This window comes from Enterococcus devriesei (genome assembly GCF_001885905.1).
Taxonomy (GTDB): Bacteria; Bacillota; Bacilli; order Lactobacillales; family Enterococcaceae; genus Enterococcus_A; species Enterococcus_A devriesei.
In genome coordinates this window covers 60,351-86,171 of the sequence record NZ_JXKM01000002.1, presented here as the reverse complement: position 1 = coordinate 86,171, position 25,821 = coordinate 60,351, and the positions used below count along the sequence as shown (strand labels likewise).

At 40.3% G+C, this 25,821-nt stretch carries 19 protein-coding genes and 1 tRNA gene; 5 read left to right on the top strand and 15 right to left on the bottom strand.

The genetic code is table 11. The features are described 5' to 3' along the window. The first annotated feature begins 24 nt into the window (after nucleotides 1-24). Nucleotides 25-594 (top strand): PTS sugar transporter subunit IIA, encoded by a 570-nt coding sequence (locus RV00_RS02960; protein WP_071861120.1) that lies wholly within the window; start codon nucleotides 25-27, stop codon nucleotides 592-594. Nucleotides 595-940: 346 nt separating this feature from the next. Here RV00_RS02960 and RV00_RS02950 read toward each other — a convergent pair whose 3' ends face one another. The 6 genes from RV00_RS02950 to RV00_RS02925 all read right to left on the bottom strand — a co-directional run bounded on the left by RV00_RS02950 (nucleotide 941) and on the right by RV00_RS02925 (nucleotide 7,582). Continuing rightward, on the bottom strand, nucleotides 941-1,207 hold the full coding sequence (locus tag RV00_RS02950) for a type B 50S ribosomal protein L31 (RefSeq protein WP_071861118.1): 267 nt from the start codon (nucleotides 1,205-1,207) through the stop codon (nucleotides 941-943). Between the two features lie 99 nt (nucleotides 1,208-1,306). Continuing rightward, the gene (rho, locus tag RV00_RS02945; RefSeq protein WP_071861117.1) at nucleotides 1,307-2,602 is read right to left on the bottom strand and encodes a transcription termination factor Rho; all 1,296 of its coding nucleotides are present in this window, start codon (nucleotides 2,600-2,602) and stop codon (nucleotides 1,307-1,309) included. Then, nucleotides 2,602-3,873 carry a UDP-N-acetylglucosamine 1-carboxyvinyltransferase gene (locus tag RV00_RS02940; RefSeq protein ID WP_071861116.1) on the bottom strand — a complete coding sequence of 424 codons (1,272 nt, stop codon included), beginning with the start codon at nucleotides 3,871-3,873 and terminating at the stop codon, nucleotides 2,602-2,604. The genes rho and RV00_RS02940 overlap by 1 nt, the downstream gene beginning before the upstream one ends. Before the next feature lie 270 nt (nucleotides 3,874-4,143). Then, on the bottom strand, nucleotides 4,144-5,013 hold the full coding sequence (locus tag RV00_RS02935; protein WP_071861115.1) for a class II fructose-bisphosphate aldolase: 870 nt from the start codon (nucleotides 5,011-5,013) through the stop codon (nucleotides 4,144-4,146). Between the two features lie 262 nt (nucleotides 5,014-5,275). Continuing rightward, entirely contained in the window at nucleotides 5,276-6,886 is a 1,611-nt protein-coding gene (locus RV00_RS02930; protein ID WP_071861114.1) for a CTP synthase, read from the bottom strand. Nucleotides 6,887-7,132: 246 nt separating this feature from the next. Then, nucleotides 7,133-7,582, bottom strand: coding sequence for a YueI family protein (locus RV00_RS02925; protein ID WP_071861113.1), 450 nt, complete (start codon nucleotides 7,580-7,582; stop codon nucleotides 7,133-7,135). A 256-nt stretch (nucleotides 7,583-7,838) separates the two neighbouring features. Here RV00_RS02925 and RV00_RS02920 point away from each other — a divergent pair, with 256 nt between their 5' ends. Beyond that, nucleotides 7,839-9,458: a SulP family inorganic anion transporter gene (locus RV00_RS02920; protein ID WP_071861112.1), complete on the top strand. Its 1,620-nt coding sequence runs from the start codon at nucleotides 7,839-7,841 to the stop codon at nucleotides 9,456-9,458. Nucleotides 9,459-9,550: 92 nt separating this feature from the next. On the opposite strand, the gene RV00_RS02915 is transcribed toward RV00_RS02920, so the two are convergent. From RV00_RS02915 to rpoN, 7 genes are all read right to left on the bottom strand, one after another. Continuing rightward, nucleotides 9,551-10,219: a DUF998 domain-containing protein gene (locus tag RV00_RS02915; RefSeq protein WP_071861111.1), complete on the bottom strand. Its 669-nt coding sequence runs from the start codon at nucleotides 10,217-10,219 to the stop codon at nucleotides 9,551-9,553. A gap of 170 nt (nucleotides 10,220-10,389) precedes the next feature. Then, nucleotides 10,390-11,703 carry a phosphopyruvate hydratase gene (gene eno / locus RV00_RS02910; protein ID WP_071861110.1) on the bottom strand — a complete coding sequence of 438 codons (1,314 nt, stop codon included), beginning with the start codon at nucleotides 11,701-11,703 and terminating at the stop codon, nucleotides 10,390-10,392. Between the two features lie 109 nt (nucleotides 11,704-11,812). Next, nucleotides 11,813-12,568 (bottom strand): triose-phosphate isomerase, encoded by a 756-nt coding sequence (tpiA, locus tag RV00_RS02905; protein WP_071861109.1) that lies wholly within the window; start codon nucleotides 12,566-12,568, stop codon nucleotides 11,813-11,815. Nucleotides 12,569-12,806: 238 nt separating this feature from the next. Continuing rightward, on the bottom strand, nucleotides 12,807-13,997 hold the full coding sequence (locus tag RV00_RS02900) for a phosphoglycerate kinase (RefSeq protein WP_071861108.1): 1,191 nt from the start codon (nucleotides 13,995-13,997) through the stop codon (nucleotides 12,807-12,809). A gap of 233 nt (nucleotides 13,998-14,230) precedes the next feature. Continuing rightward, on the bottom strand, nucleotides 14,231-15,232 hold the full coding sequence (gap, locus tag RV00_RS02895; protein WP_071861107.1) for a type I glyceraldehyde-3-phosphate dehydrogenase: 1,002 nt from the start codon (nucleotides 15,230-15,232) through the stop codon (nucleotides 14,231-14,233). Between the two features lie 35 nt (nucleotides 15,233-15,267). Next, nucleotides 15,268-16,311, bottom strand: a complete 1,044-nt coding sequence (locus tag RV00_RS02890) for a sugar-binding transcriptional regulator (protein WP_071861106.1) — start codon at nucleotides 16,309-16,311, stop codon at nucleotides 15,268-15,270. A gap of 172 nt (nucleotides 16,312-16,483) precedes the next feature. Continuing rightward, nucleotides 16,484-17,785 carry an RNA polymerase factor sigma-54 gene (gene rpoN / locus RV00_RS02885; RefSeq protein ID WP_071861105.1) on the bottom strand — a complete coding sequence of 434 codons (1,302 nt, stop codon included), beginning with the start codon at nucleotides 17,783-17,785 and terminating at the stop codon, nucleotides 16,484-16,486. Nucleotides 17,786-17,836: 51 nt separating this feature from the next. Here rpoN and RV00_RS02880 point away from each other — a divergent pair. The 3 genes from RV00_RS02880 to RV00_RS02870 all read left to right on the top strand — a co-directional run bounded on the left by RV00_RS02880 (nucleotide 17,837) and on the right by RV00_RS02870 (nucleotide 20,542). Next, nucleotides 17,837-17,908, top strand: a tRNA-Arg gene (locus RV00_RS02880). A gap of 507 nt (nucleotides 17,909-18,415) precedes the next feature. After that, nucleotides 18,416-19,285, top strand: coding sequence for a PucR family transcriptional regulator (locus tag RV00_RS02875; protein ID WP_071861104.1), 870 nt, complete (start codon nucleotides 18,416-18,418; stop codon nucleotides 19,283-19,285). A 147-nt stretch (nucleotides 19,286-19,432) separates the two neighbouring features. Continuing rightward, entirely contained in the window at nucleotides 19,433-20,542 is a 1,110-nt protein-coding gene (locus RV00_RS02870; protein ID WP_071861103.1) for an ABC transporter ATP-binding protein, read from the top strand. 120 nt (nucleotides 20,543-20,662) lie between these two features. Here the strand turns inward: RV00_RS02870 and RV00_RS02865 are convergent, their stop codons facing one another. Both RV00_RS02865 and RV00_RS02860 read right to left on the bottom strand, forming a co-directional pair. Next, nucleotides 20,663-22,357, bottom strand: a complete 1,695-nt coding sequence (locus RV00_RS02865) for an alginate lyase family protein (protein WP_071861102.1) — start codon at nucleotides 22,355-22,357, stop codon at nucleotides 20,663-20,665. 4 nt (nucleotides 22,358-22,361) lie between these two features. Continuing rightward, nucleotides 22,362-25,820: an alginate lyase family protein gene (locus tag RV00_RS02860; protein WP_071861101.1), complete on the bottom strand. Its 3,459-nt coding sequence runs from the start codon at nucleotides 25,818-25,820 to the stop codon at nucleotides 22,362-22,364. Nucleotide 25,821 lies beyond the last annotated feature (1 nt).

The following is a 25,821-nucleotide window of genomic DNA, read 5'->3' as shown; positions in this document are numbered from 1 at the left end:
ATAATAACCTTAAGGAGAATGATTATGCAAATTGCTACTATGCAACAATTTAGTCTTTTTGATCGCTTTAAAAAGAAAGAACCAAAAGTACAAATTTCCGATAAAAAAAATATTAGTACTCTAGAAACGCTTTACGCTCCAGTTGCGGGTAAAGTCAAACCAATTATTGAGGTTAGTGATCCTGTCTTCTCTCAAAGAATGATGGGAGACGGTTTCGCGGTGACTCCGACAGCTAATCAAATTTATTCGCCTATTAATGGGAAAATCATTAGTATTTTCGATACAAAACATGCAATCGGTATCGAGACAACTTCTGGTTTGGAGGTCTTGATTCACATGGGGTTAGATACCGTTGAATTAAACGGAAAACCTTTTAGCGTTTACGTTAATGTTGGAGATGTAGTCACTCCCACTACCATGATCGCAGAGATGGATATCAAAGCTGTAGTAGAGGCTAAAAAAGAGACAGATGTTTTGATCGTCGTCACAAATATGGACGAGGTCGCTGACGTTACCTTAAATGCAGACGGTCTTGTCGTTGCTGAGACTCCTGTCGCACTCGTAACCATGAAGGAACTTAAAAATAGAAAATAAGATTTCCTTGTTGAATTCTATAATTTTTAGTGCTGGTAGAAAAATCCTGTCGATTTTCTTCCAGCACATTTTTTTCGTTTGAATAGAAAAGAGAAGCTCGAATTAATAAATAATATCGTGTCTCAAAAGAGCTCTGACAAGGAGCTGCATGATTAAAAAAAATCATAAATAAAGTTCTTTTTATAAATCTACTTTTGCAACAAAGAAATAAGCTTCTCTCTTTTCTAAGCCTAATGGTTCTTTCAATTTGATATTTGCCAATATAATCTTACGAATACAAAAGAAGGTTATAAAAAACGAGCCTCCCAAAATAGGAAACTCGTTAAAGTCTGTTTGAACAGTCCTTTTATTTTTCTTCTGCGTTGGCGTCTTTGAGACCGTATTTTTTGTTGAAACGATCGACACGTCCATCGGCTTGCGTGAATTTTTGACGTCCAGTGTAGAATGGATGAGAGTCTGAAGTTACTTCGACACGGATTACAGGGTAAGTGTTTCCGTCTTCCCATTCAACTGTTTCTTGTGAAGATTTAGTAGAACCTGACAAGAATTTGAAACCTGTCGTTGAGTCCATAAAGACAACTGGATGATATTCTGGGTGAATTCCTTGTTTCATAGTTTTTTTCGCTCCTTTGCCCTGAATCATTTGCTGGTTCAGAGTTATTTTTGCAATTCGCAACATGAATATACTATCATGAATGATTCGACAATGCAATTATCTTTTTTGATTTCGTCGGGGTGATTTTCCGCCGAAGGAAACGTCTTTGAAGGCCTTGAAAACTCCTTCGTTGTTTTTTGATTTCTTTAGGAAATTTATGAACTGTGACGTGTATTCTAATGAGTCGCCTGTCATGTTGTTCCGCAGTTTGAAGATTTCTTCTAAACGATCCGGACTCATTAACAGTTCTTCTTTCCGTGTACCAGATTTCTTGATATCGATTGCTGGGAAGATGCGGCGCTCTGATAGTTCACGAGATAATTGTAATTCTAAGTTTCCAGTTCCCTTAAATTCTTCGTAAATCACATCGTCCATTCGGCTGCCGGTATCAACTAAGGCAGTGGCTAAAATCGTCAGACTGCCGCCTTCTTCAATATTTCGAGCGGCACCAAAGAATTTCTTTGGTTTGTATAATGCGGCTGGATCAATCCCACCACTTAATGTCCGTCCGCTTGGAGGCACCACTAAGTTATACGCCCGCGCTAGACGGGTGATACTATCCATTAGAATCACCACATCGCGTTTGTCTTCGACTAGCCGCATCGCCCGTTCCAAGACTAACTCAGACACACGGGTATGATTTTGCGGCTGCTGGTCAAAGGTGGAATACACCACATCGCCTTTGACACTGCGCTCTAAATCCGTCACTTCTTCTGGCCGTTCATCGATCAAAAGTACGATCAATTCGACTTCCGGATAATTATCGGTAATGCCGTTGGCGATTTCTTTTAGGATCGTCGTTTTCCCTGCTTTAGGTGGCGCCACAATCAACCCCCGTTGGCCAAAGCCGACTGGTGAAAAGATATCAATCATCCGAGTAGACAGTCGGCCTGGTGTCGTTTCCAACACCAACTGTTTGTCTGGATAAAGTGCGGTTAACGCTGGAAAGTGTGGACGTTCTTTGGCTTCTTCTGGATCTTTGCCATTGACACTTTCCACGTGCATCAACCCGTAATAACGTTCCGATTCTTTTGGCGGACGTGCTTTTCCAGCAACTTTGTCCCCATTCCGTAACCCAAAGCGGCGAATCTGTGAAGATGAAATATAAATATCCTCGGCGCTTGAGCCATAGTTAATCGGACGTAAAAAGCCGTAGCCGTCTTGACCGACGATATCCAAGACCCCTTCCATATAGAAGAAGCCTTGTTTTTCAGCTTGTGCTCGAATAACGGCCAAAGACAATTCTTTTTTATTCATTTGACTGTAGTAAGGGATTTTGAAATCCTTAGCAAATGCGTAAATTTCTTTCAGCGTCTTATTTTCAAGCTCCGCCATAGTTAAATAATCGCTCATTATTCCGCCTCTTCCTCGTCGATCATTTCGATAGTAGCACCAAGAGCCGTCAGTTTCTCAATAATGTGATCGTAACCACGTAAAATGTATTCTACATTATAGATCGTTGTTGTGCCTTCTGCCATTAAACCGGCAATCACTAAACAAGCCCCCGCACGTAAATCAGAAGCTACAACTTCCGCTCCGTGCAACTTGCTTGGTCCATTTAAGACGATCAGGTTGCCTTCTACCCGAGCATCAGCCCCCATACGAACCAATTCAGGGATGTGGTTCACTCGTTTAGAATAGATCGTATCAATGACTTCCGCCGTCCCTTGCGCCTTTAATAATAAAGGCGTCAATGGCTGCTGCAAATCCGTCGCAAAGCCGGGATAAGGCGAAGTAGTCACATCAACTGTCTTCAAATTCTTCGAAGGCAGAACATCAATACTGTCTTCAGAGATATTCATTTCCACACCGATTTCTTCCAATTTAGCGATAAAACTTTCGATATGTTCATAAATCACATTATGAACCGTCACGCCTTCACCCATCGCTGCAGCTAACGCTAAATACGTTCCGGCTTCAATCCGGTCAGGAATGATTGAATGAACGCAGCCGTGTAATTCCTCTACGCCCTCGATCCGAATCTCATCGGTACCAGCGCCACGAATTTTCGCACCCATATTATTTAATAAAGTGGCGACATCAATAATTTCTGGTTCTTTTGCGGCATTTTCAATAATTGTTTTGCCCTTTGCTTTAACCGCTGCTAGCATCACGTTAATGGTCGCCCCAATCGACACCACATCCATAAAGATGCGATCGCCTTTCAAACCTTCGTCATCGGTTCGTAGATAAATCACGCCATGTTCGTTAGACACGTCGGCGCCAAGGCTTTCAAAGCCTTTAATATGCAAATCAATCGGACGAGGACCTAAGAAACAGCCTCCTGGTAACCCAACGACCGCTTCACCAAATTTTCCGACTAACGCCCCCATGAAATAATAGGAAGCTCGTAGTGAATTGATTTTTCCACTTGGCATCGGGATTGAAACCACATTACTTGGATCGATGACCATTCGATTATTAGAAAACGTCACCTTAGCCCCCATGATCTCTAAAATTTCGATCAAGGAATGAACGTCTTGAATATCGGGAACCCCTTCTAAAGTCACGGGCGAGTCCGCCATGATTGCTGCTGGGATCAATGCGACAGCGCTGTTTTTTGCGCCGCTAATTGTAATATTACCTGATAATGGCTTTCCGCCATGAATTTCGATTTTTTTCATTTATTTTCACCTAATTAATTATTTTGAAGTTTATAGACTATTAATTATTTTAGCATAGATTCGCTGGTATAAAAAGGAAGCATTATTAAAACTATGTATAAATAAAACGGGCTCGCGAACTTGCTTAATTTTTAAACGATAAAACGAAGACTCTTGCTTATCGCCAAAACAGTTCCTCCGTAAAGCTCGCTATCAAAGCATGATTGTTCTCACGTAAAAAAAAGAAGCATACCAATCGAAATTGGTACACTTCTCGAGTGCCTTAATTGATTAAGCTTTGTTAGCTGAACCGAACCAGTCGATATGTTCTTCAGCATCTTTAACGATTGCAGCAACACCTGGTGCCAACAATTTACGAGGGTCAAAGCCTTTTCCTTCTTTGTCTTTGCCAGCTTCGATATATTCACGAGTTGCTTTAGCAAATGATAATTGGAATTCAGTGTTAACGTTGACTTTAGAAACACCCATTGAGATTGCTTTTTGGATTTGTTCTTTAGGAATACCAGAACCGCCGTGTAATACTAATGGTACTTCATGTCCAACAGCATCTGCGATTTCTTGTAAGTGGTCAAATGCAAGACCTTTCCAGTTTTCAGGGTAAACGCCGTGGATGTTACCAATACCACATGCTAAGTAATCAATACCTGTAGCAACCATTTGTTTACATTCTTCAACGTCAGCTAATTCGCCTAAGCCGATGATTCCGTCTTCTTCGCCGCCGATTGAACCAACTTCACATTCTACAGAGATACCTTTAGCGTGAGCTTTTTCAACAACGTCTTTAGCTAATTTCAAGTTTTCTTCGAATGGTAAATGAGAACCATCAAACATGATTGAAGTATAGCCAACTTCGATACATTCTAAAGCAGCTTCGTAGTCACCGTGGTCTAAGTGAATAGCAACTGGTACAGTGATACCCATTGAATCAACTAAGTTACAGATAATGTCTTTAGCAACTTTGTATCCACCCATGTATTTTGCAGCGCCCATTGATGTTTGAATTAGAACTGGTGCTTTTTTAGCTTCTGCAGCTTTTAAAATCGCTTGAGTCCATTCTAAGTTGTTCGTGTTGAATCCACCTACTGCATATCCGCCTTGACGTGCAGCTTTTAAGAACTCTGCTCCTGATACTACTGGCATAAAAAATTCCTCCTAAGATTTTCTTTTTTACTATTTGGTTAAGCGATGCTTAACTAACGTGTTAATTCTATCAAAGTTTCGACATCTTTGCTACTGCAAACCATTCGATAAAACCTTTACATTTCAACTTTTTTGGTTTTATTTACTGCTATTGCAAGAAGTAAAGCATTTTTCATGAAAAAAGAAGAAAAATTTCAGACATAGTTAATCCTGCTATATAAAAAAACTGGAAAGTGCGACCACCTTCCAGTTATAGTTATGCTTATTTTGCTTCTTTGTTTTCTAATGATGCTCCAACGAACGCTTTGATCAATGGTTGAGGACGGTTTGGCCGTGAGATTAATTCTGGGTGGAATTGGCAACCCACGAAGAATTTGTTTTCAGGGATTTCAACGATCTCGACTAAACGATTGTCAGGAGAAACACCTGAGAAGACCAAGCCTTTATCTTCAAACAATTGGCGATATTGGTTGTTGAATTCATAGCGATGACGATGACGTTCTTGAATCACTTCTTCATTGTCATATGCCGCAGCTGTTTTGCTGCCCTTTTTCAACTTACATGGGTATAAACCAAGACGCAAGGTTCCCCCTAAGTTTTCGATATTTTCTTGATCAGCCATCAAGTCAATAATATTATTGGTCGTATCTGGAACAGTTTCCGCTGAGTTCGCATCTTCAAGTCCAGCAACGTTGCGACCAAATTCTACACAGGCCATTTGCATGCCTAAGCAGATTCCTAAGAATGGTACGTCGTTTTCACGAGCATAGCGAATAGCTTCAATTTTCCCTTCGATCCCGCGATCCCCAAAGCCACCAGGAACTAAGATACCATCAGCATCCGCTAATTTTTCCGCAACATTTTCGCGAGTAACATCTTGTGATTGAATCCAGTTGATCTCGATGTCTGAGTCAAAAGCGAAACCGGAATGTTTCAATGCTTCTACCACTGAGATATACGCGTCTGGTAGTTCTACATATTTACCGACTAAAGCAATTTTGACCTTCTTCTTAAGGTTCAAGACTTTTTCTTCTAATGCGCGCCATTCAGTCATATCCGCTACTGGCACATCTAATTTCAAATGATCACAAACAATTTGATCCATACCTTGAGCTTGTAGGGCCAATGGAATCGAGTAAAGTGTTTCTACGTCACGAGATTCGATAACCGCTTCTGGAGCGACATCACAGAATTGTGCTAATTTATTTTTGGTACTTTGAGAAACAGGTTGTTCTGTCCGAACGACTAAAATGTTTGGTTGAATCCCTAAACCACGTAACTCTTTAACGCTGTGTTGCGTTGGCTTGGTTTTCATTTCCCCCGCTGCTTTAAGGTAAGGAATCAACGTTGTATGGATGTACATCACGTTGTCCGCACCGACTTCAGCTTTCATTTGACGCAAAGCTTCTAAGAATGGCAAGGATTCAATATCCCCTACGGTACCGCCAACTTCAGTAATGATGACATCTGAATCGGTCATCTTTGCTGCGCGCATGATTTTTGATTTGATCTCATTGGTAATGTGTGGGATTACTTGGACTGTCGCACCTAAGTATTCGCCCTTGCGTTCTTTACGAATCACTTCTGAATAGATTTTTCCTGTCGTTACGTTGGAGTATTGATTCAAGTTGATATCGATAAAACGTTCATAGTGACCTAAGTCCAAGTCCGTTTCAGCACCATCATCTGTTACAAAAACTTCACCGTGTTGGTATGGACTCATCGTACCTGGATCGACATTGATATACGGATCGAATTTTTGGATAGTCACTTTCAATCCCCGATTTTTAAGCAAACGACCTAATGATGCTGCCACGATTCCCTTGCCGATTGATGAAACTACGCCGCCAGTTACAAAAATATACTTTGTCATAAATGAAAAAACTCCTTCATACTAATTTGCAGGAAACGTCTAGCAAAAAGAATCTGAAAGGCAAAACCGACTTCTCTTTTTTGAAAGATACGTCCGTAGAACCAAACAAAAAGAAAGCTCCCTATCTTTTTTGATAGGGAGCTTTGAATTCACTAAACACTGACCCTTACTAAAAGGGTGCCCAAGCAGTATAATACCGAGTCTTTGGAAAAATGTCAACAGTAATTCTTGGTTGCTTAATTTTCCTTAATCAAATAGCTTACCAAAAAAGCTTTTCTTTTCTTTCGGATCGGCAGTTTCATCATCTGTTTTAGGCGGGTATTTTTTTTCGATATCAATGATCTCTTCATTCACCGCATGATCTGTCACTAATAACAAACCGATGCTATCTTCAGAATCCACTGTCGCGTCATTGACAATCGTAAAATCCACCGAGTTCTTAGAAGCCAGCGCAATAAAGGTGCTTTGCAGCGTCTCGGGAACTTCTCCATTGATCAACAGCTTGCCTTCTGGGTATTTTTGAATTTCTGTCAGCAGGTGGTCTCGATCGGTAGGATTTCCCATCTCTTTGACGGTCATGCTCAAAAAGCACCGTTCACGAAAAGTTCCTAAATATTTTCTTTGCTCATCTGGATTGACTTGCGGCGTTCCATACCGTCCCTTATCCATATGCTGCTGCAACTCATCTTTTGCCATTTTATTCACTTCCTTATCCATTGTTTCGATTGATTCTAGTATAACAAAAGTACGCTGAAAATGCTGATTCCTTGTAATCAGTTATCACATACTACATTTGACGAATATGTCGAGCTGCAAAAAGCCTTAAGAAAACCATTGTACTTTTATTCTATCTACTTTATAGTTAAAGATAGTTAAAAAATATGAAAACTGTCTTTTATTAAAAGCCCGTTGATCAACGGGCTTTTGTCGTGTTTTCTAAAAGGAGTGTTTTATGATCAAGCGTTACAAAAAAATGTTAAAACAAGAGTTTCTTCATTATTCAAAAGAAAAGCTGCAAAAAGATTTACTAGCGGGATTGACTGTTGCCGCAGTTGCCCTCCCTTTAGCTCTGGCTTTTGGTGTTTCTAGTGGAGCAGACGCCGCCGCAGGAATGATCACAGCGATCATTGCAGGGGTAGTGATTGGCAGTCTTTCAGGCGGCTTTTATCAAATTTCTGGACCAACCGGTGCAATGGCTGCCATTTTAACAGGAATCATCGCGACTCAAGGGTTAGCGGGGGTCTTACTAGCGACGTTTATCGCAGGTTTGATTTTACTTTTTGCCGGACTATTGAAATTGGGTAGTTTAACTTCTTTCATCCCCTCACCAGTGATTACCGGCTTCACGTCGGGAATCGCCATTATTATTGCTTTAGGACAAATTGATAACTTTTTTGGCACGAGTTCTACTGGTGAAAATTCCTTAGCTAAGTTAATAAGCTATAAAGATGGTTTTTCTCCTGATTTTCCGACCCTAGCATTAGGAATCATTATTTTATTGATCCTTCTCCTTTATCCAAAAAAATGGAATCAAATTTTGCCAGCTTCGCTCGTTGCTATTATTCTTGCCACTTTCGCAACCATTATTTTTCAATTTCCAGTGGCGAAAGTCGGCACAATTCCAACTTCTTTATTAACTGGTGAACGCCTTCAACTCTCTGCCCTTAGCCTATCTTCTATCAAGCAATTGCTTTTACCGTCAATTAGCATTGCGATGTTGGGAATGATTGAGAGTCTATTATGTGGGGCCTCTGCCGGACGAATGACCGGAAAAGACCTTGACAGCAATCAGGAATTAATTGCTCAAGGAATCGGCAATATCATTTTACCTTTTTTCGGGGGCATCCCCGCAACGGCAGCTATCGCGAGAACCAGTGTCGCTATCAAATCAGGCGCACAAACACGTTTAGCAGGTATTTTTCATGCACTATTTCTATTTTTATCAATGATCCTCTTCGCCCCAATCATGTCACAAATTCCGATGGCGGCGTTGGCCAGCGTGTTACTCATCACTAGCTGGCGGATGCATGAGTGGGCAACGATCAAAGCCATGATCCATGAAAAAAACCGTTCCGCCTTGCTTTTGTTTTCTGTGACGATGTTCAGCACAATCATCTTTGACTTAAGTATCGCGATCGTGATCGGGGTCATTTGCAGTTGCATTTTTTTCATCGCTAAAAGTGCCCGAATTTCGATAATAACTGAGGATATTGATTGGAAACGGATGGATCTTCCTGATTCTCCTGTCGGTTCTGACTGGGCAGTGATCTATATTACAGGTCCACTCTTTTTTATGTCCGCCAATCAATTGAAAAAGACGTTAGACCAAGTCATCAACAAAGAAGGTCTGATTTTTTCACTGCGCGGCGTTCCTAGTATCGACTTGACCGCTTTGGATAGTTTCAATGATTACTTTTCTATCGCTACTTTAAACCAGCAAAAGTTGATTTTTACTTCGATGCAACCAGAAGTCGAAAAACAGTTTAACCGCTTATGGGAAAAACGCGAGCACTCCCCTATTCAACATCCCACTGTTGCCCATGCGCTACATGAGATTCACCAGACATTTTAAAAAGCAGGAATACGGCAGACAAGAGTTGCTGCCGTATTCCTGCTTTTATTGTGACCAAATATTCGCCTTATAAGAAACGAACAAACCTAGTCCTAAATATTTTTGATTGATTTCTTGACGCTTTTGCGATTCTTTAATTGGGTCATCGCTAGATAAACGATTGGCAAATAATTAAAAATAAAACTCAAACGTTGCCAAAAACCCAACTGTTTGAAGACGGCAAATTGATTCAATTGCGGCAGTCGGGCCAAGCCGTAAATAGCAGCAACAGCGATGCTTAAACAAAATAAAATAAGATACCGTCGACTCATTTGTTTATCTTTTTGTATACGATATAAAAAGAATAAGATCAATGGAAACAGTAGAAAACCGGCATAACCAATACCAGAGCCAATATTATGGACCCAAGTAGAAAAATTCCACTGGGCCTCCGCAGAATCCACGCTGAACAATCCGGTAAAAATACAATCCCCGATCCCATAAGCGCCAATCGCCAACACTGCCAGTCCTGCTAGCCCATGGGACACTGGCTTGAAGGCTGAATAAAGTGCTGGTAACGCTAGCACATAAAAGCAGCCTGCCACAACTGACCAAATCAGAAACGCTTGGCGAACTGGACTATCCACATCCCCAAATAAACTCATCACACTCGTCATTTGATCCAACTGGGGATAAAAAAAACCTAAAACATATGGCGTTAAAAAGTCGCTGATAACACCTACTAATAAAAAATAAAAGCCATAGCGCTTTAGGATATTCACACGAATCAACTCCTTTATACTTCCTAACTCTATACTAGCATTGAAGGCCGCGACAGGGAAAAAAATCGATTCTTTAGACAGCTTCTATCAACAAAAAAATCCCACTATCCAAATAGATAGCGGGACTTTTTTTACACTAACTTAAATCAGATCTTAAAAGTCAGATTTAATTATTTAGCGATGAATGGGTTGTTTTTTAAGTTGTAGAAAGATTTGATTCCTTTGTATTCTGCAACATCACCCAATTGGTCTTCGATACGTAATAATTGATTGTATTTAGCAATACGGTCAGTACGTGAAAGAGAACCAGTTTTGATTTGGCCAGCGTTTGTTGCAACAGCGATATCAGAGATTGTTGAATCTTCTGTTTCACCAGAACGGTGAGATACAACTGCAGTGTAGCCAGCTTCTTTAGCCATTTCGATAGCATTGAAAGTTTCTGTTAAAGTACCGATTTGGTTAACTTTGATAAGGATTGAGTTATCAACGCCCATATCAATTGCTTTAGCTAATTTTTCAGTGTTTGTAACGAACAAGTCGTCACCAACTAATTGAACTTTATCGCCTAAAGCTTCAGTTAATTTCTTAGTACCTTCCCAGTCGTTTTCGTCTAAGCCGTCTTCGATTGAGATGATTGGGTATTTAGCAACTAATTCTTCATAGAATGCGATCATTTCTTCAGTTGTTTTTTCGCCTTCGCCTGAGTCAGCTAAAACGTAAACACCTTTTTCTTTATCGTAGAATTCTGAAGAAGCAGCGTCCATAGCAAGAACGATGTCTTTACCAGGTACATAGCCAGCTTTTTCGATAGCTTCGATAATTACTTCGAAACCTTCTTCGTTAGAACCAAGGTTAGGAGCAAATCCGCCTTCGTCACCAACTGAAGTTGCTAATCCTTTAGATTTCAAGATTGCAGCTAAAGCGTGGAATACTTCTGCGCCATAACGTAAAGCTTCTTTGAATGTAGGAGCGCCAACAGGCATGATCATAAATTCTTGGAAGTCGATAGAGTTATCAGCATGTGATCCACCATTGATGATATTCATCATAGGAGTAGGCAAAACTTTTGTATTGAATCCGCCAAGGTAGTTGTACAATGGGATTTCTAAGAAGTCAGCAGCTGCACGAGCAACGGCAATTGAAACACCAAGAATAGCGTTGGCGCCTAATTTACCTTTGTTAGGAGTGCCATCTAATTCGATCATTGCAGCATCGATTGCAGCTTGGTCGCGTACGTCGTAGCCAATGATTGCTTCAGCGATAACGTTGTTTACATTATCAACTGCTTTAGTAACACCTTTACCGCCGTAACGAGCTTTGTCGCCATCACGTAATTCAACGGCTTCGTATTCACCGGTTGAAGCACCTGAAGGAACCATACCGCGGCCGAATGCGCCGTCTTCTGTATAAACTTCTACTTCGATTGTTGGGTTACCACGTGAGTCTAGGACTTCGCGTGCGTAAACGTCTGAGATAATTGACATGTTTTGTCTCTCCTTTAAATTTGTTTTTGTAAATAGGGGTAAAAACCCTTATAACCAATAGTAATGAAAATCGTTGGCAGTTGCAAACAAAAGCCGCGATTTTCTGAAATTATTTAGCGCCTTCTAATAACGCTAAGAATGAATCTGCTTTCAAGCTAGCTCCGCCAACTAAAGCACCATCAACGTTTTCTTTCGCCATGTATTCAGCGATATTTTCTGGTTTTACAGAACCACCGTATTGGATACGAACAGCGTCAGAAACTTCTTTGCCGTAGATCCCTTCGACAGTTGAACGAACAACGCCACAGATTTCGTCAGCGATTTGTGCGTCAGCAGATTTACCAGTACCGATCGCCCAAATTGGTTCATAAGCAATAACCATACTTGAAACTTGTTCAGCAGATAAATCAGCTAAGCCAGCTTCGATTTGTCCTTTGATCCATTCAGCTGTTTTTCCAGCTTCATAGGTTTCCAAAGACTCACCACAGCAAAGAATTGGCAACATGCCGTTAGCAAAGATTGCTTTCGCTTTTTTGTTGATTTCTTCGTCTGTTTCGTGGAAGTATTCACGGCGTTCTGAATGGCCGATGATGACATAATCCACACCAAGATCAGCTAAAGCTGCAGGTGAAGTTTCACCAGTGAAGGCTCCAGCATTTTCCCAGTAGCAGTTTTGAGCAGAGATTTTTAGTTCTGTGCCTTTTGCTGCTTCAACTAATTCTTGTAAAAATAAAGCAGGTGATCCAATCACTGAATCTACTTTATCATTTGCAGGAATGTTGTTTTTTACTGCTTCAGCAAAATCTTTTGCTTCTGATGCAGTTAAATTCATTTTCCAGTTACCAGCAATAATTGGTTTACGCATTTAAATGAACTCCCTTTTTTTCAAGCTCAGGAACCCACTTACAAGTGAGCTCCTTCAACACTTGGTATTAGTTTAGGTTTTATGGTTTAAGAGCTGTTCGAGCTCAAAAACTCTTCTATTGTCTAGTTTATTGAGCTAGCTCTATCAGCAATAAGCGAAAATTTCGAGAAACTTGAGAAGCAGTTTATCAAAATTTTAGTCTTATTGTTCAAGAGCTACTCGAGCTCAAAAACTTTTCTTATTTATCGTTGATTGCAGCTAGTCCTGGTAATTCTTTACCTTCTAGCAACTCAAGGCTGGCACCGCCACCTGTTGAGATGTGAGTAAACTTGTCAGCAAAGCCTAATTGTTCAGCTGCTGCTGCAGAGTCGCCACCACCGATGATGGTTGTTGCATCTTTAAGGTTAGCGATTGCTTCACAAACACCGATTGTTCCGCGAGCAAAGTTACTCATTTCAAACACACCCATAGGTCCGTTCCAAACAACTGTTTTCGCGCCTTCTAATGTTTGAGCGAATAAAGCGATTGATTCTGGTCCAATGTCAAGACCCATTTGTCCTTCAGGAACATCACCAGTATGTTCTTCTGTTGGAACGTCATTTGAGAATTCAGCCGCTGTGATTGAGTCTACTGGTAAAACTAATTTGTCGCCAGCAGCTTCGATCAATTCTTTTGCTAATTCCACTTTGTCAGCTTCTACTAATGAGTTGCCGATTTCCATGCCTTTAGCTTTGTAGAATGTATACGTCATTCCGCCGCCAATCAAGATTTTGTCTGCTTTAGGAATTAAGTTTTTGATTACGCCGATTTTGTCAGAAACTTTCGCGCCACCTAAGATTGCGATCATAGGACGTTTAGGTTCTTCAACAGCTTCGCCGATGAATTTGATTTCTTTTTCCATTAAGAAGCCAGCTACTGTTGGGATACCAGTAGAAGCGATCCCTACGTTAGAAGCGTGGGCACGGTGAGCTGTACCGAATGCGTCATTGACGAATATATCGCCTAATGAAGCCCAGTATTTACCAAGTTCAGCGTCATTGCCGCTTTCTTTTTTACCGTCGATATCTTCAAAACGAGTATTTTCAAAGACAACGACATCGCCGTCTTTCATGTCAGCAATTGCTGATTCCAATTCAGAACCACGAGTTTCAGGAACGAATGTCACGTTTTTGCCTAGTAATTCGCTTAAACGTTCAGCTACAGGTTTTAATGATTTGCCTGCTTTGTCTTCTTCTGTTTTCACACGACCTAAGTGAGAAAACAAAATTGCTTTGCCGCCTTGTTCTAAAATGTAGTTGATAGTTGGTAACGCCGCTTTAATACGAGTGTCATCCGTGATCACGCCATCTTTAACAGGAACGTTGAAGTCCACACGAACTAAAACCTTCTTGTCTTTCAAGTCAAGATCTTTAACAGTCATTTTTGCCATGAAAGAAAACCTCCGATTAATTTTTTTAAATCTTCTTCATTATACAACTCTTTTCAAGGAAAGAGCCAATGATAAACTTTTATAGAACAGCTAGTTCGTCAAGCCAGAAACCAATAAAAACTTCAAAAGCCCTATCTTTGTCCAGCTATATATTTCTGTTCTAACAAAAAAACGGAGAAGCGCGTCGCTTCCCCGCCTTGTTCAGACAATGTTGTTTTCGTTTAAACTAAATCTTAAAGTTTAGCGAAGTATTCTAAAGTACGAACTAATTGTGCAGTGTAAGACATTTCGTTATCGTACCAAGAAACAGTTTTAACTAATTGTTGGTCGCCAACTGTCATTACTTTAGTTTGAGTTTCGTCAAATAATGAACCGTAAGTCATGCCTACGATATCTGAAGAAACGATTTCGTCAGTGTTGTAACCGAATGATTCGTTAGACGCAGCTTTCATAGCAGCATTTACTTCATCAACAGTAACTTTTTTGTTTAATACAGTAACTAATTCAGTTAATGAACCAGTTGCAACAGGAACACGTTGAGCAGCTCCGTCTAATTTACCGTTTAAGTCAGGGATAACTAGACCGATTGCTTTAGCAGCACCAGTTGAGTTAGGCACGATGTTTGCTGCAGCAGCACGCGCACGACGGAAGTCGCCTTTAGGGTGAGGTCCATCAAGAGTCATTTGGTCACCAGTGTAAGCGTGGATAGTTGTCATTAAGCCTTCAACAACACCAAATTCGTCATTTAAAGTTTTAGCCATAGGAGCTAAACAGTTAGTAGTACATGAAGCACCAGAGATAACTGTTTCGTCACCAGTTAAAGTTTCATGGTTAGTGTTGTAAACGATTGTTGGAACATCGTTACCACCAGGAGCTGAGATAACAACACGTTTAGCACCAGCTGTTAAATGTTTTTCAGCAGCTGCTTTAGAAGTGAAGAATCCAGTACATTCTAATACGATATCTACTCCTAGGTCTCCCCATGGTAATTCTTCAGGGTTGCGGTTAGCAAGAACTTTTACTTCTTTGCCGTTCACGTTGAATGAACCTTCGTGAACTTCAACAGTTCCGTTAAAGCGACCTTGAGTTGTATCATATTTTAACAAGTGAGCCAACATTTTAGCGTCTGTTAAGTCGTTGATAGCTACAACTTCCAATCCTTCTACATCTTGGATACGGCGGAATGCTAAGCGTCCGATACGTCCAAATCCGTTAATTCCAACTTTTACTGTCATTTAAGATTTCCTCCTTATGGAATCAAAAAATATATTTATTTTAAAGGGGATGTCCCTTTTAAAATCTCATTTGCGGCGGCTTCATCAGTAATGAGCCACGTTTGCTTTGGAGCATTTTTCATATAGGCGGTGATTGCTTTAACTTTGCTTTTCCCACCAGCTACGGCTAGAACCGTTGGCATCTTCTGAATATCTTCTAATGATAATCCGATGCGTGGCACTTTATGGACGATCGCTCCATGTTCGTCGAAAAAGTAGCCAAAAGATTCTGCAACAGCATTTTTTTGTTTCAGACGAACGATCTCTTCTTCTGACATCTTACGTCTGGCTGCCATATGGACAGCACGACCGATACTGTGAACCACACAATTGGCCTCTTTGATCATCGCCAAGACGCTTCTGATCGAAGGTTCTTTCAGCAGTGTATGATAGGCTTCTTCACTTAATTGCTCTGGCACATAAAGGGCACGATGCTCGCCATGAGCATTAGCCGCCATCAAGGCACTCACTGAGTTGGCTTGGATCGATACTGCTTCCCCAATACCACCTCGAGCTGGAACAAAAAGATTGTGACGTTTCGCTGTCTCTAACGGGCTAACGTGTCTGGCAACTTCTGCCATTGTGGTACCGCCCATCACTGCAATAATGTTTCGGCCATCCGGTAATTGACGCTGCAATGCCTCATCAACTAACTCGCCAAATTCACCAATTACTTTTTCCTGTTCATCACTGTTTCCAGAAACAATCAGACAACGTTCGATGTTGAAAAGTGCCGCTAGTTGTTTTTCTAACTGATCCATACCCGTAAACTGTTCCATCAAAAGTTCTAAATGCTGCAACAGTTCCGTACCTTTTTCAGTTAATAACATGCCGCTCTTTGTCGCATCAATCAAACGCTGATCTCTAAGATAATCCGTTTCACTGCGCAAGACCCGCTCAGTTAAACCTAATGAATCAGCTAAGTTTCTTCGACCGATTGGTTGCATCCAAAAAATATTCTGCATGACGCGGTATCTTTTTTTGACAACCTCTAACACATCAGGGGCGATTGCTTCAAGTACTCTTAATTCACTTAACAAAGGAATTCCTCCGTTGGACTTAAGTAGTCCCTCATAGACTTTTAGCGACCCATGAATTCTAAAAAAAAGTAAGAAAGTCAATTTATTTTTTTAAATACGAATTTCTTACATGACAAAGTGTACCAGTTTTGAGCCTTCTACGCAAGGAAAAAGCCAAGATTTTTCACTTGGCTTAATCGAAACGTTTTCTTTTCGATGAACTGGGAATTTTCAGCGCGTCTCGATATTTCGCAACCGTCCGCCGCGAAATTTTTTGCTCCTTTTCAGCAAGTAGTTCGACAATTTTTTGATCCGATAACGGTTTGCGTTTATCTTCTTCTTTAACTAACGTCGCGATCAATTGCTTTACTTCATCCGCTGAGGTGTCGTCATCGTTTACTTTATTGACAAAAAAGCCTCGCAGCTCAAAGACGCCGAAGTCGGTTTCAATATATTTTCCATTGACCGCGCGACTAATAGTTGATTCATGGACGTCCAATTGTTTGGCAACATCTTTCAACATCAATGGTTTCAAGGCACCTTGTTTATCCTCAAAAAAAGCCGATTGATGTTGAACGATGATCTTGCCCACTTCTAGGATCGTATCTTTCCGTTGTCCCAGTGTCTTACTTAACCATTCAAATTGCTGCAGCTTTTCTTTCAAGTAAACTTTGGTTTCCTCATCTGCCTGCTCTTTCAACCGTTTAAAATAATTTTCTTGAAAATTCAGTCGCAATTGTCCGCGTTTATTTGATAGAACTTCCAGATGATCTTCTTCACGAATCAAGGTTAGATCAGGAATGATAAAGTTTGACTCTTGTTCACCAAAACTTGCTCCAGGAAATGGATTTAACGTCCTAATGTAATCCATAATCTGCTGAATCTGCGCCAGACTGATTTGATATTCCTTCGCCAGCTGTTCAAATTTTCGTTTAGCGATTTTATCAAAGGCCTCTTCTAATAGAAGATAAGCAAGTTCCGGTGCAAAATCATCTTGCTCCGTTTGCAGCATCAAGCACTCCTGCAAATCTCTGGCCCCAACACCAGGTGGATCTAATTGCTGCAAAAGCGTCAAAGCATCCAAGTATTGGATGTCACTTGCTTGCAGTTCTTCCTTAACCTCCACTTCATCCACTTTTAAATAGCCATTGACATCGACATATTCGACTAAGACCAGCATGATTTCACGAATGAAAGTATTCCGATAATTCAAATGAATTTGATTGATCAAGTGCTCAAACAACGAGACGGAATGATCCGCGATTTGCATAAATGAATCATTCTTGGGTGCGCTGCCGCTCATTTGCATCAAGTCACTCTGAATCTTCGGCGCAACGACTTCAAACAGCGGATTCTCCAATGAGACTGTTTCAACGTAGTCTTGCAGCTCTTCGGTATTAAATTGTAATATCTGAATGGCTTGTTGTAATTCCTGTGTCATCGCCAATTTTTGGGTCTGTTGTTGTTTTTGCGAATAGCCTTGTTGAAACTTCATATATTTTCCCCTTGTTTTTTTAAAATTATATGCTAAACTAATAAACGTGCTGCGCCCTTAGTGTAGTGGATATCACGTAAGATTCCGGTTCTTGAGACGGGGGTTCGATTCCCTCAGGGCGCATTATTTTAGCATCCATCCGTTAGGCATTTCCTGTTACCAGGAAGTGCCTTTTTTTCTGTTCTCACCCGAAATTTTGACCCGTTATTTATTTTTAGCTATTTTCTACGCTATTATTATAAGTCGTTTTCAATTTTCAAATACTCATAGAACGTTACTAACTTTATCTAGTAAATCAAACCGAATATGAAATCATTATACTCGTTTACCTACCTATTTATCAATCTCAATCCATTTAACTCGTGATCGGTCAACCAATCCTGAGTCAGAAAGCTCTGAAGCCGTTTGTTTGTTTCACCACCATTTACCTTTTTTTAAAAAGATTCTTCCTAGTAATAATGTTCAACTCGCTTAAAAAATCATTTTATTACATTATTTAAAACAACATTGATACCACAGTATTAGTGTATTAAAATGAAAGAGCTTGCACTTGCAAACTGTTTTAGAAATCAAGTGACTTTTGACATAAAAAAATCGCGTAATGCAAATAGCTTATAAAAAGGAGATCGTATGAGGTACAAAGAATTACAGCAAATTTACTCTGAAGTCCATTTAACGAATAGTCCAATTTCTGATCCACTCTATCTTTGCATACCTATAGATGAAGGCTATGCAACATTGTTAAAAAGTAGTCTCACTAGTAAAGAACAGCGATTACTCCTACTTTTAGGAAATACTACTTACGAAGAAAATTCAGCCCTCTCGCATTTATGGTATCAAATATTATTTGAAAATAAAAAAAGTGATTATGAAACCCCCGTTAGAATCCTTCAAGTAGAAATAAGCATTAGAAAGGATTTTGCTAAAAAAGAGTGGCTTGAGACAATCGATAATATGTTTCCAGGATTAGCAGACTCCTTTTGGATAAGCGAGCAGCATTTAATTTTAATTGAAAAAAAAGACTTAGAAAATTATTCAGTGAGTGAGATATTCGGTATCTTTCAAGCGCTAGACAGCGACTTTGACTGCTATAGTCGCATCTTTATCGGTAATTTTTATGATCCAAATAATGACCTAGCTGCCAATTTCCAAACAGAAAGAGCTATTTTCTTTCAGCAGAAACTATACAATAAAACCAGAAAAGAATTCACTCTGAGTAATTCTGCTATTGATTATTTATTAGTTGATCCCATGCGAGAAATTCCACTCTTCAAAAGTTTATACGAAATTTGGTTTTCTGATAAAGAGTTGATAGCGCTTTTAAAATGTCTATGGCAAGCACAAGGGAATATTAGTGCTGCTGCTAAAGCATTGTTTATCCATCGAAATACTATCAAATATCGTATCGATAAATTTCAGGAACTGACGAATTTGGATTTAAAAAAAATGGATGATCTGGTATTTTGCCATATATTAATCGAAAATTTTTATGATAATTAATTCGAACAGTGAACCTTCCTTCAATAAACTTCAGTCTTTGATAACTTGCACAATAATTGAATAGCTTTTTGTGCACATCGACGTAACAGCTGTAAACGTTTTCCTCTATACTTTGGTTATACAAAAGAAAGAGAGATGTATAACTTTATGGTACAAATGAATTTGAATCATGTTTTCAAAAAATATGACAATGCGGAGAATTACTCAGTAACCGATTTCAATTTAGACATTGCTGATCGAGAATTTATTGTTTTCGTAGGACCTTCAGGTTGTGGAAAATCTACTACATTACGAATGATTGCTGGACTCGAAGATATTACAGAAGGCGAGTTTTTAATTGGTGACAAAGTTATGAATGATGTAGCACCAAAAGATCGAGATATCGCCATGGTTTTTCAAAACTATGCCTTGTACCCACATATGACTGTTTTTGATAATATGGCCTTCGGCTTGAAGCTCCGTAAATATGACAAAGAAAACATTAAAAAGAAAGTCGAAGATGCTGCTGAAGTCTTAGGCTTAAGTGAATATTTAAACCGCAAACCTGCAGCCTTATCTGGTGGTCAGCGTCAACGTGTCGCTTTGGGTCGTGCCATCGTCCGTGACGCGAAAGTTTTCTTGATGGACGAACCGTTATCGAATTTAGATGCTAAATTACGTGTTGCCATGCGTGCTGAGATCGCTAAACTACATCAGCGTTTGAATACGACAACTATTTACGTTACTCATGATCAAACCGAAGCGATGACCATGGCTGATCGGATCGTTATTATGAAGGATGGATTTATTCAACAGATCGGAACACCTCAAGAGGTATACGATACACCTAAAAACATGTTTGTCGCAGGTTTCATTGGATCACCGGCTATGAACTTCTTCAAGGTCTCTTTGAACAATAGCGTGATTTCTGACGGCTACGGATTGAAACTACATATTCCTGAAGGAAAAAACAAAGTTTTGGTTGAAAAAGGCTATGAAGGAAAAGAAATAGTGTTTGGTATTCGCCCAGAGGATATTCACTCTGAGCAAGTAGTTCTTGATTCTTCCCCTGATACAACTGTTCGTGCCGAAGTGATTGTTTCTGAGTTATTAGGGGCTGAATCGATGTTGTATACAAAAACTGGCCAAACAGAATTTGTAACAAGAGTTGATGCTCGTGATTTCCATAATCCTGGTGAGAATATCGACTTGTCATTCAACATAAATAAAGGACACTTCTTCGATACGGAAAGTGAGAATGTTATCAAATTACCATAGAATCCATTTTTCCACCCAAAGCTTATTCTGGCTTCGGGTGGATTTTTTTTCATTCGTACAATCCGTAAAAGCTCACACAGACTGCAGAATCTAAGGCCTGTGTGAGCTTATTTTATGATTTTATTTACCGTAGAGCAGCGAACCCCGATGACCGGAAATCATTTCGCCTTCATTTTTAGCTCCTCGTAAAGTTTTTATCACAGCGAGTTCGATATCTGCCAACTCTTTGTTATCAGTATAATGAGCTAAAATACACTCGAAGCCTAACGAACTGATATCTACTTGGCCGCATCCACGATCACTGATAAAAGTCTCTGAAACAACATTTTTCCCTATTTGATATGCCGCATTGTAGTTAAACCCTACAAGCAGTCGTGCTTGATATAAACTGAAAAGATCAAATCCCTGACGACTCGCGAGATGTGCCACGTTGGCGAGTCCAGTAAGTCCCATCCTTGCATGGACTTGGTCTCGGTTTGATTCTTGGGATTCACCTGTGGGATAGACATAGTTAGGAAGTGCCCCCATAGACAAGCAAGCACCACCTGCAACGTTTCCTAACTGAAATTGACGAAGACAACGATCCATCAATTGTGTGTCCTCCAAAAATATCCCGCATGCTAAATTAAAGGCCGTGATGATCGCATCCCAATTTCCATTAGCTTGAGGGTAGAAAGCAGCGGTTTTCGTCAATAATTTCTCACGTATAAAGTTTTCAAACGCAATGATCTCCGCTGTTTGCCACTGCTCATCCTGCGAGATAGTTGTATGCTGATTGTAGTGATGCCGAATAAGTTCGGCTGCATTAATCAACTCCACTCCTACTAGGGAAAATCGTAACATCAAATCATTGCCATCAGCTACCTCTTTCAAATAACGCGCCCAAGTGTTCAATATAGCCATCGTTTTTTTAGCGTAACATTTTTCCCCTGTTATTATCCACAATAATGCGAGATCATGAGCTGCGATACAATCTGTCGTCCATTCGTTTCCACCAATATTCGGTGTATTATAGGGGCCGACATTAATCGCAGTAATAGAATGCGGGACTCTCTCGTCCTCAATAAAATTTGCGTTCATCAGTTCTTCTACAGCCTTTCGAACACCGAAAACATTTTTTTGATACGAGAAAATTAGCTTCTCCAAATCGTTTGCCGATTGAAAAATACCTGGGTGCTGAAACGAATGAGTTGATGATACATTCACTAATTGTGATTCTTCCATGTAGTTTTCATCGTAACTTTCAACTTGAATAAAATCTAAATTAGGGCCGTCATAAACTGCTTGTCCCGGTGGCGCTTCATTCGTAAGATATAATCGATGGATTCCGGCTGTCAGATAGCAATTGAGATGGTTCAGATTCCATTCCTGATTTCCAGCGACTGTTTCTTTCGTTTGGGGAGAATACGGTTTCCAATCCTGATTATAACCAGACACAGAAAAAATCATCCATCCTAGCCAGTTATCTTTTCTACCCAAAGAGTCATCATCAATCATCACTCGACAATTTCGTTCGTCACGAAGATTCCGAGCTCCTCCCATCATAAATCCAGGATTATTATAGCGAAACGTAATACGATAATAGCCATCCTTTGGTAGCTCGATGTCCCAAGCAGCTTGATCTTGTCCTGCAGGAATCGTAGAAAGAAAGTTACTTGTGTTCGTTAAAGGGTTTGACATATCTAAATAGCTTTCATACTTACTTCCTGTTAGGGCGAATCCATCGGGTTGTTGTTCCTCTTTTGTCCGACGATAAACATTTCCTTTGATCTCTACAGCATGAATTGCTGGAATTTCTATTTGAAATTTTTTCATCTTCTCACCCTTTGTGTAGCCGAAACTCGCCTTTGGCCAAAGTAGTGTCTGGAATAACAACCTCGTCTACTTTGCCATTAGCTAGAAAAACCTTCAGTCCAGTGGTAGTTTTTTCAACTTTTTTTATCATCGGCTGATCTTGGTACTGCTCAAGAACAATTAGAAAGTTAGCTGCTGTTCCACGCTTGCGGAAGCTTACTAAACGCCGCCGATCAGCCTCATTTCCTAACGGATAATCTCCGCCAATACTCACAACCAACTCTTTTGGATCAATATCTGAAAGGTCAAAAACCATTTCAGCTACTTGATTTTCTGCTATCGGGGTTGCAGGCAGGCTTTCAGTCATCAACTTTGTTTGAATTTTCACCGGTCCTCCTTGATAATCACGGTTTGGCTCAGACACTGGTCGAATATTTTTCATTTGATAAGGTAAAGTATTCAAAGAAATTAGTTTTCCATCTTTTGTTTTTATCTGACCATCTCCCCAAAAAACAGCAGGTAGTGGCACATCAATACCGCTGCCATATTCATTGGCAACGTATTTGGTGTTTGTTATCAAACGAAGCTCATGGGTGTTCCTTAATGATAGGCGGATGTCGTCTCGTCCTAATACCCATGTACCCAACTGATTTTCATAAAGTGTTTCTCCATCTGCTTCAATTCGATAAGAGAGCTGTTGTTGTGTCTGATAGTATTCTGGATCACACGCAATAATTACCTCCTTTTCCTCTTGATCAACAGAATGAAGTGCCATTTTCAGTAAACCGGGTACGTTTTGTGAAGTTCGTAAAGGTGTTAGCCAGCCCTGATCATTGTACTTAGACATCTCTACTGAACAGTCTAGACGCACTTGATCCTTGGCTTTAAACCAATGGCATTCAGTCACGAACTGGCCACTGCTAAGGGGATTACTATCCAGCTGCTCTGAAAAATGATCGTAATGAAGCTGTTCATTTTCTCCGATTTCAAAAGCACAGCTGTCACTGAGATCCTTTGTTAGTCGATGACTTTTTTCCGCTTCAGGATGACAGATTTTTTGAAGACCACTAACATGAAACAAACAATCAAAATCATGCTCTTGATTACCAGCTAAATAATCGGCGATGACCACATAATCATCGGTCACCAACGTGGCTCTTCGTTGTAAGATATCCTCAGTAAAATCTGTTCGTACGGAATAAGCGGGCTGTTCAGTTGGAAGCGGTACATAACGGCCTTCCTTCCAACAGCGCTCCTCAAAAGTCTCATCTTCTCCGACCCGCCAGCCACCATAAGGAGGATTGCACCACTGAGTCGTTATCTCTTGCAGAGCATATTGAAGCTGTTCGCCAGAGTATACTTCCTTCGTGACAGCTTCTTTGGGGTCTTGTTGCTTCAGATCTACCACTGTCATGTTATGGGTGATCGAATTCTGCACAAAAAATTTATACATAAAAGTATGATAAGCATACCAAATATTTTCTGGATTATAGAAATTTTTGCCAAAGCGACGGATAGAATTTAAAGCCAAGCGATCATAATGTCCATGTGCTCCTCCTAAAATCCCGGTCTTCAAGCTCACTTGATAGCGCTCGTTTGGTGGTACATCTTTGTTTTGAGTACGTAGTAAAGTAATACCAGCAACGTCCGCTTTGACCGTTTGCTGATAGATGTGAGTATCAGATTCTTGATAGCTCGGTAACTCCGCCAAGCCAAATAATAAATCTCGGTCCTCCGGCTGAATCGTGTGTAAAAGTGGGAGCATTTCCGACTTCGGATACAGATGGTATGCTAAATCGAAACGTGGGTCCATCAAATGAACCCCTACTGCCCGGCTCTCGCCGGAGTCATTCATTCCGAAGATCACTCCCTGCTCATCATAAAAAGCGAATAAACTGTCCACCAGCATCTCGATAGAGCGACTATTATTCTCAGACGGTCCCCAAACATCACTCACCAAACCGTCGATCTGATCCTCCAGCGGTAATTTTTTTTCATCTAAATTGTAATAAGACGCATAGTTTCCCGGGATTTTCTCGTATCTTAAATTATAATCCCATTTATCGATGATTTGACAAATTTCCAAAAATAGTCCCATCGCCAAAAGATTGTAGCCGATAGATGCTTCATACCACCATCCATCATCGAGAATTCCTCGAGCGATATGTCCGCGAACACCATTCATGTGTTCTAAGAAGAAGTCTACTCGGTCCAGATCCTGTAAGACAGCAGCGCAAGTAATCACACCTGAAAGCTCCGCCAAATTCCAATTGGATACTCTTCCCTTCTGACACTCATCCTCAATTATCTTCATGAAGAATCTGAAAGCTTGCTCAAGTCGTGTTTCTTCATCATTAGACAATAAACCTGCATGTTTGATTCGATCATAAGCCAGAGCTGTATGCTTGAAAAACTCGCCTTCATGTACCAATTCCTGATTTCCTCCATGGGGAAAGACGAGATAGCCGTAATCATCTCGAATGAATTCTCTCAAAAAGGCTGCTGCCTTTTCAGCAAATACCTGCTCGTCAGTCAAAAGATACATTAAGGCAGCATTGCCAGCTTCATCTGATTGGCGGGTTAAGAAAAGGTAGGAACGCTTTGGATCAATCTTCGGTACTTGCCAATTCTTAGCTTGCTTATATAGCTGTTGAAATTTTGTTTTGGCCCAGTCCGCTTCTTGAATTTTCTCTTTAATCTCACAAATATCCATCAGTGATAAATTAGTCAGCAAATCTTCACTATGAGCTACCGTAACAAACTGGCAACTACTTTGAAAACCGCCACTGATAGCAACTATTTTTTGCGTTTCGCGAGCAAAAGCTGGAAAACGAGTGGTATTTTTCACCACTAACCGATAGGTTTTCGTTTCACCGACAGCTAGCTCTGTGGTAAGTTCTTCAACAGCCCCATCATTGGGAGCTGCCAGCTTAGCATCTAAAACTTGCCAGCCTTCTCTTTCAATCATCAACTGCAACGGAATTATTTCGTGAGTCGTATTACTGACAGTGAAATCATAGTTAACCTGATCCTTCAGTGGCTTCCCTTTGATTGCTGCAGTCAAAAGTACTCTTGGTGCAGGAATAAATTCACAGATAAGCAATTTTATAGGTGCAGAAAAAGCTATTTGAGTTACAGCTTTAAATAAAATGGACATACCGCGGTCATAGTCGAAACTTTCAAATGAAAGTTCAGTTGCTTTTCCGCCTTCCAGATAAATCTTTCCTTTGGTCGTAATCAATGCTTCAGGAGCTGGATTTTTTTTGAGACTACAAGTAAGTGTGATCTCTATCCACTGCGAAGGAAAGTCTGCTTCTGGTTCGATTCGAATTCCCCAATAGTCTATGACATCCGCGGCATGATCATTTAATTCTTGAAAGCCATGATAGGTCCATTGATTATTTTTATTAGGATTTGGGTGAGTATAAGTTAGAACAGCTGATTTCTGTGTCTGTTTCCATGATAAGATATTGATATTTTCCATT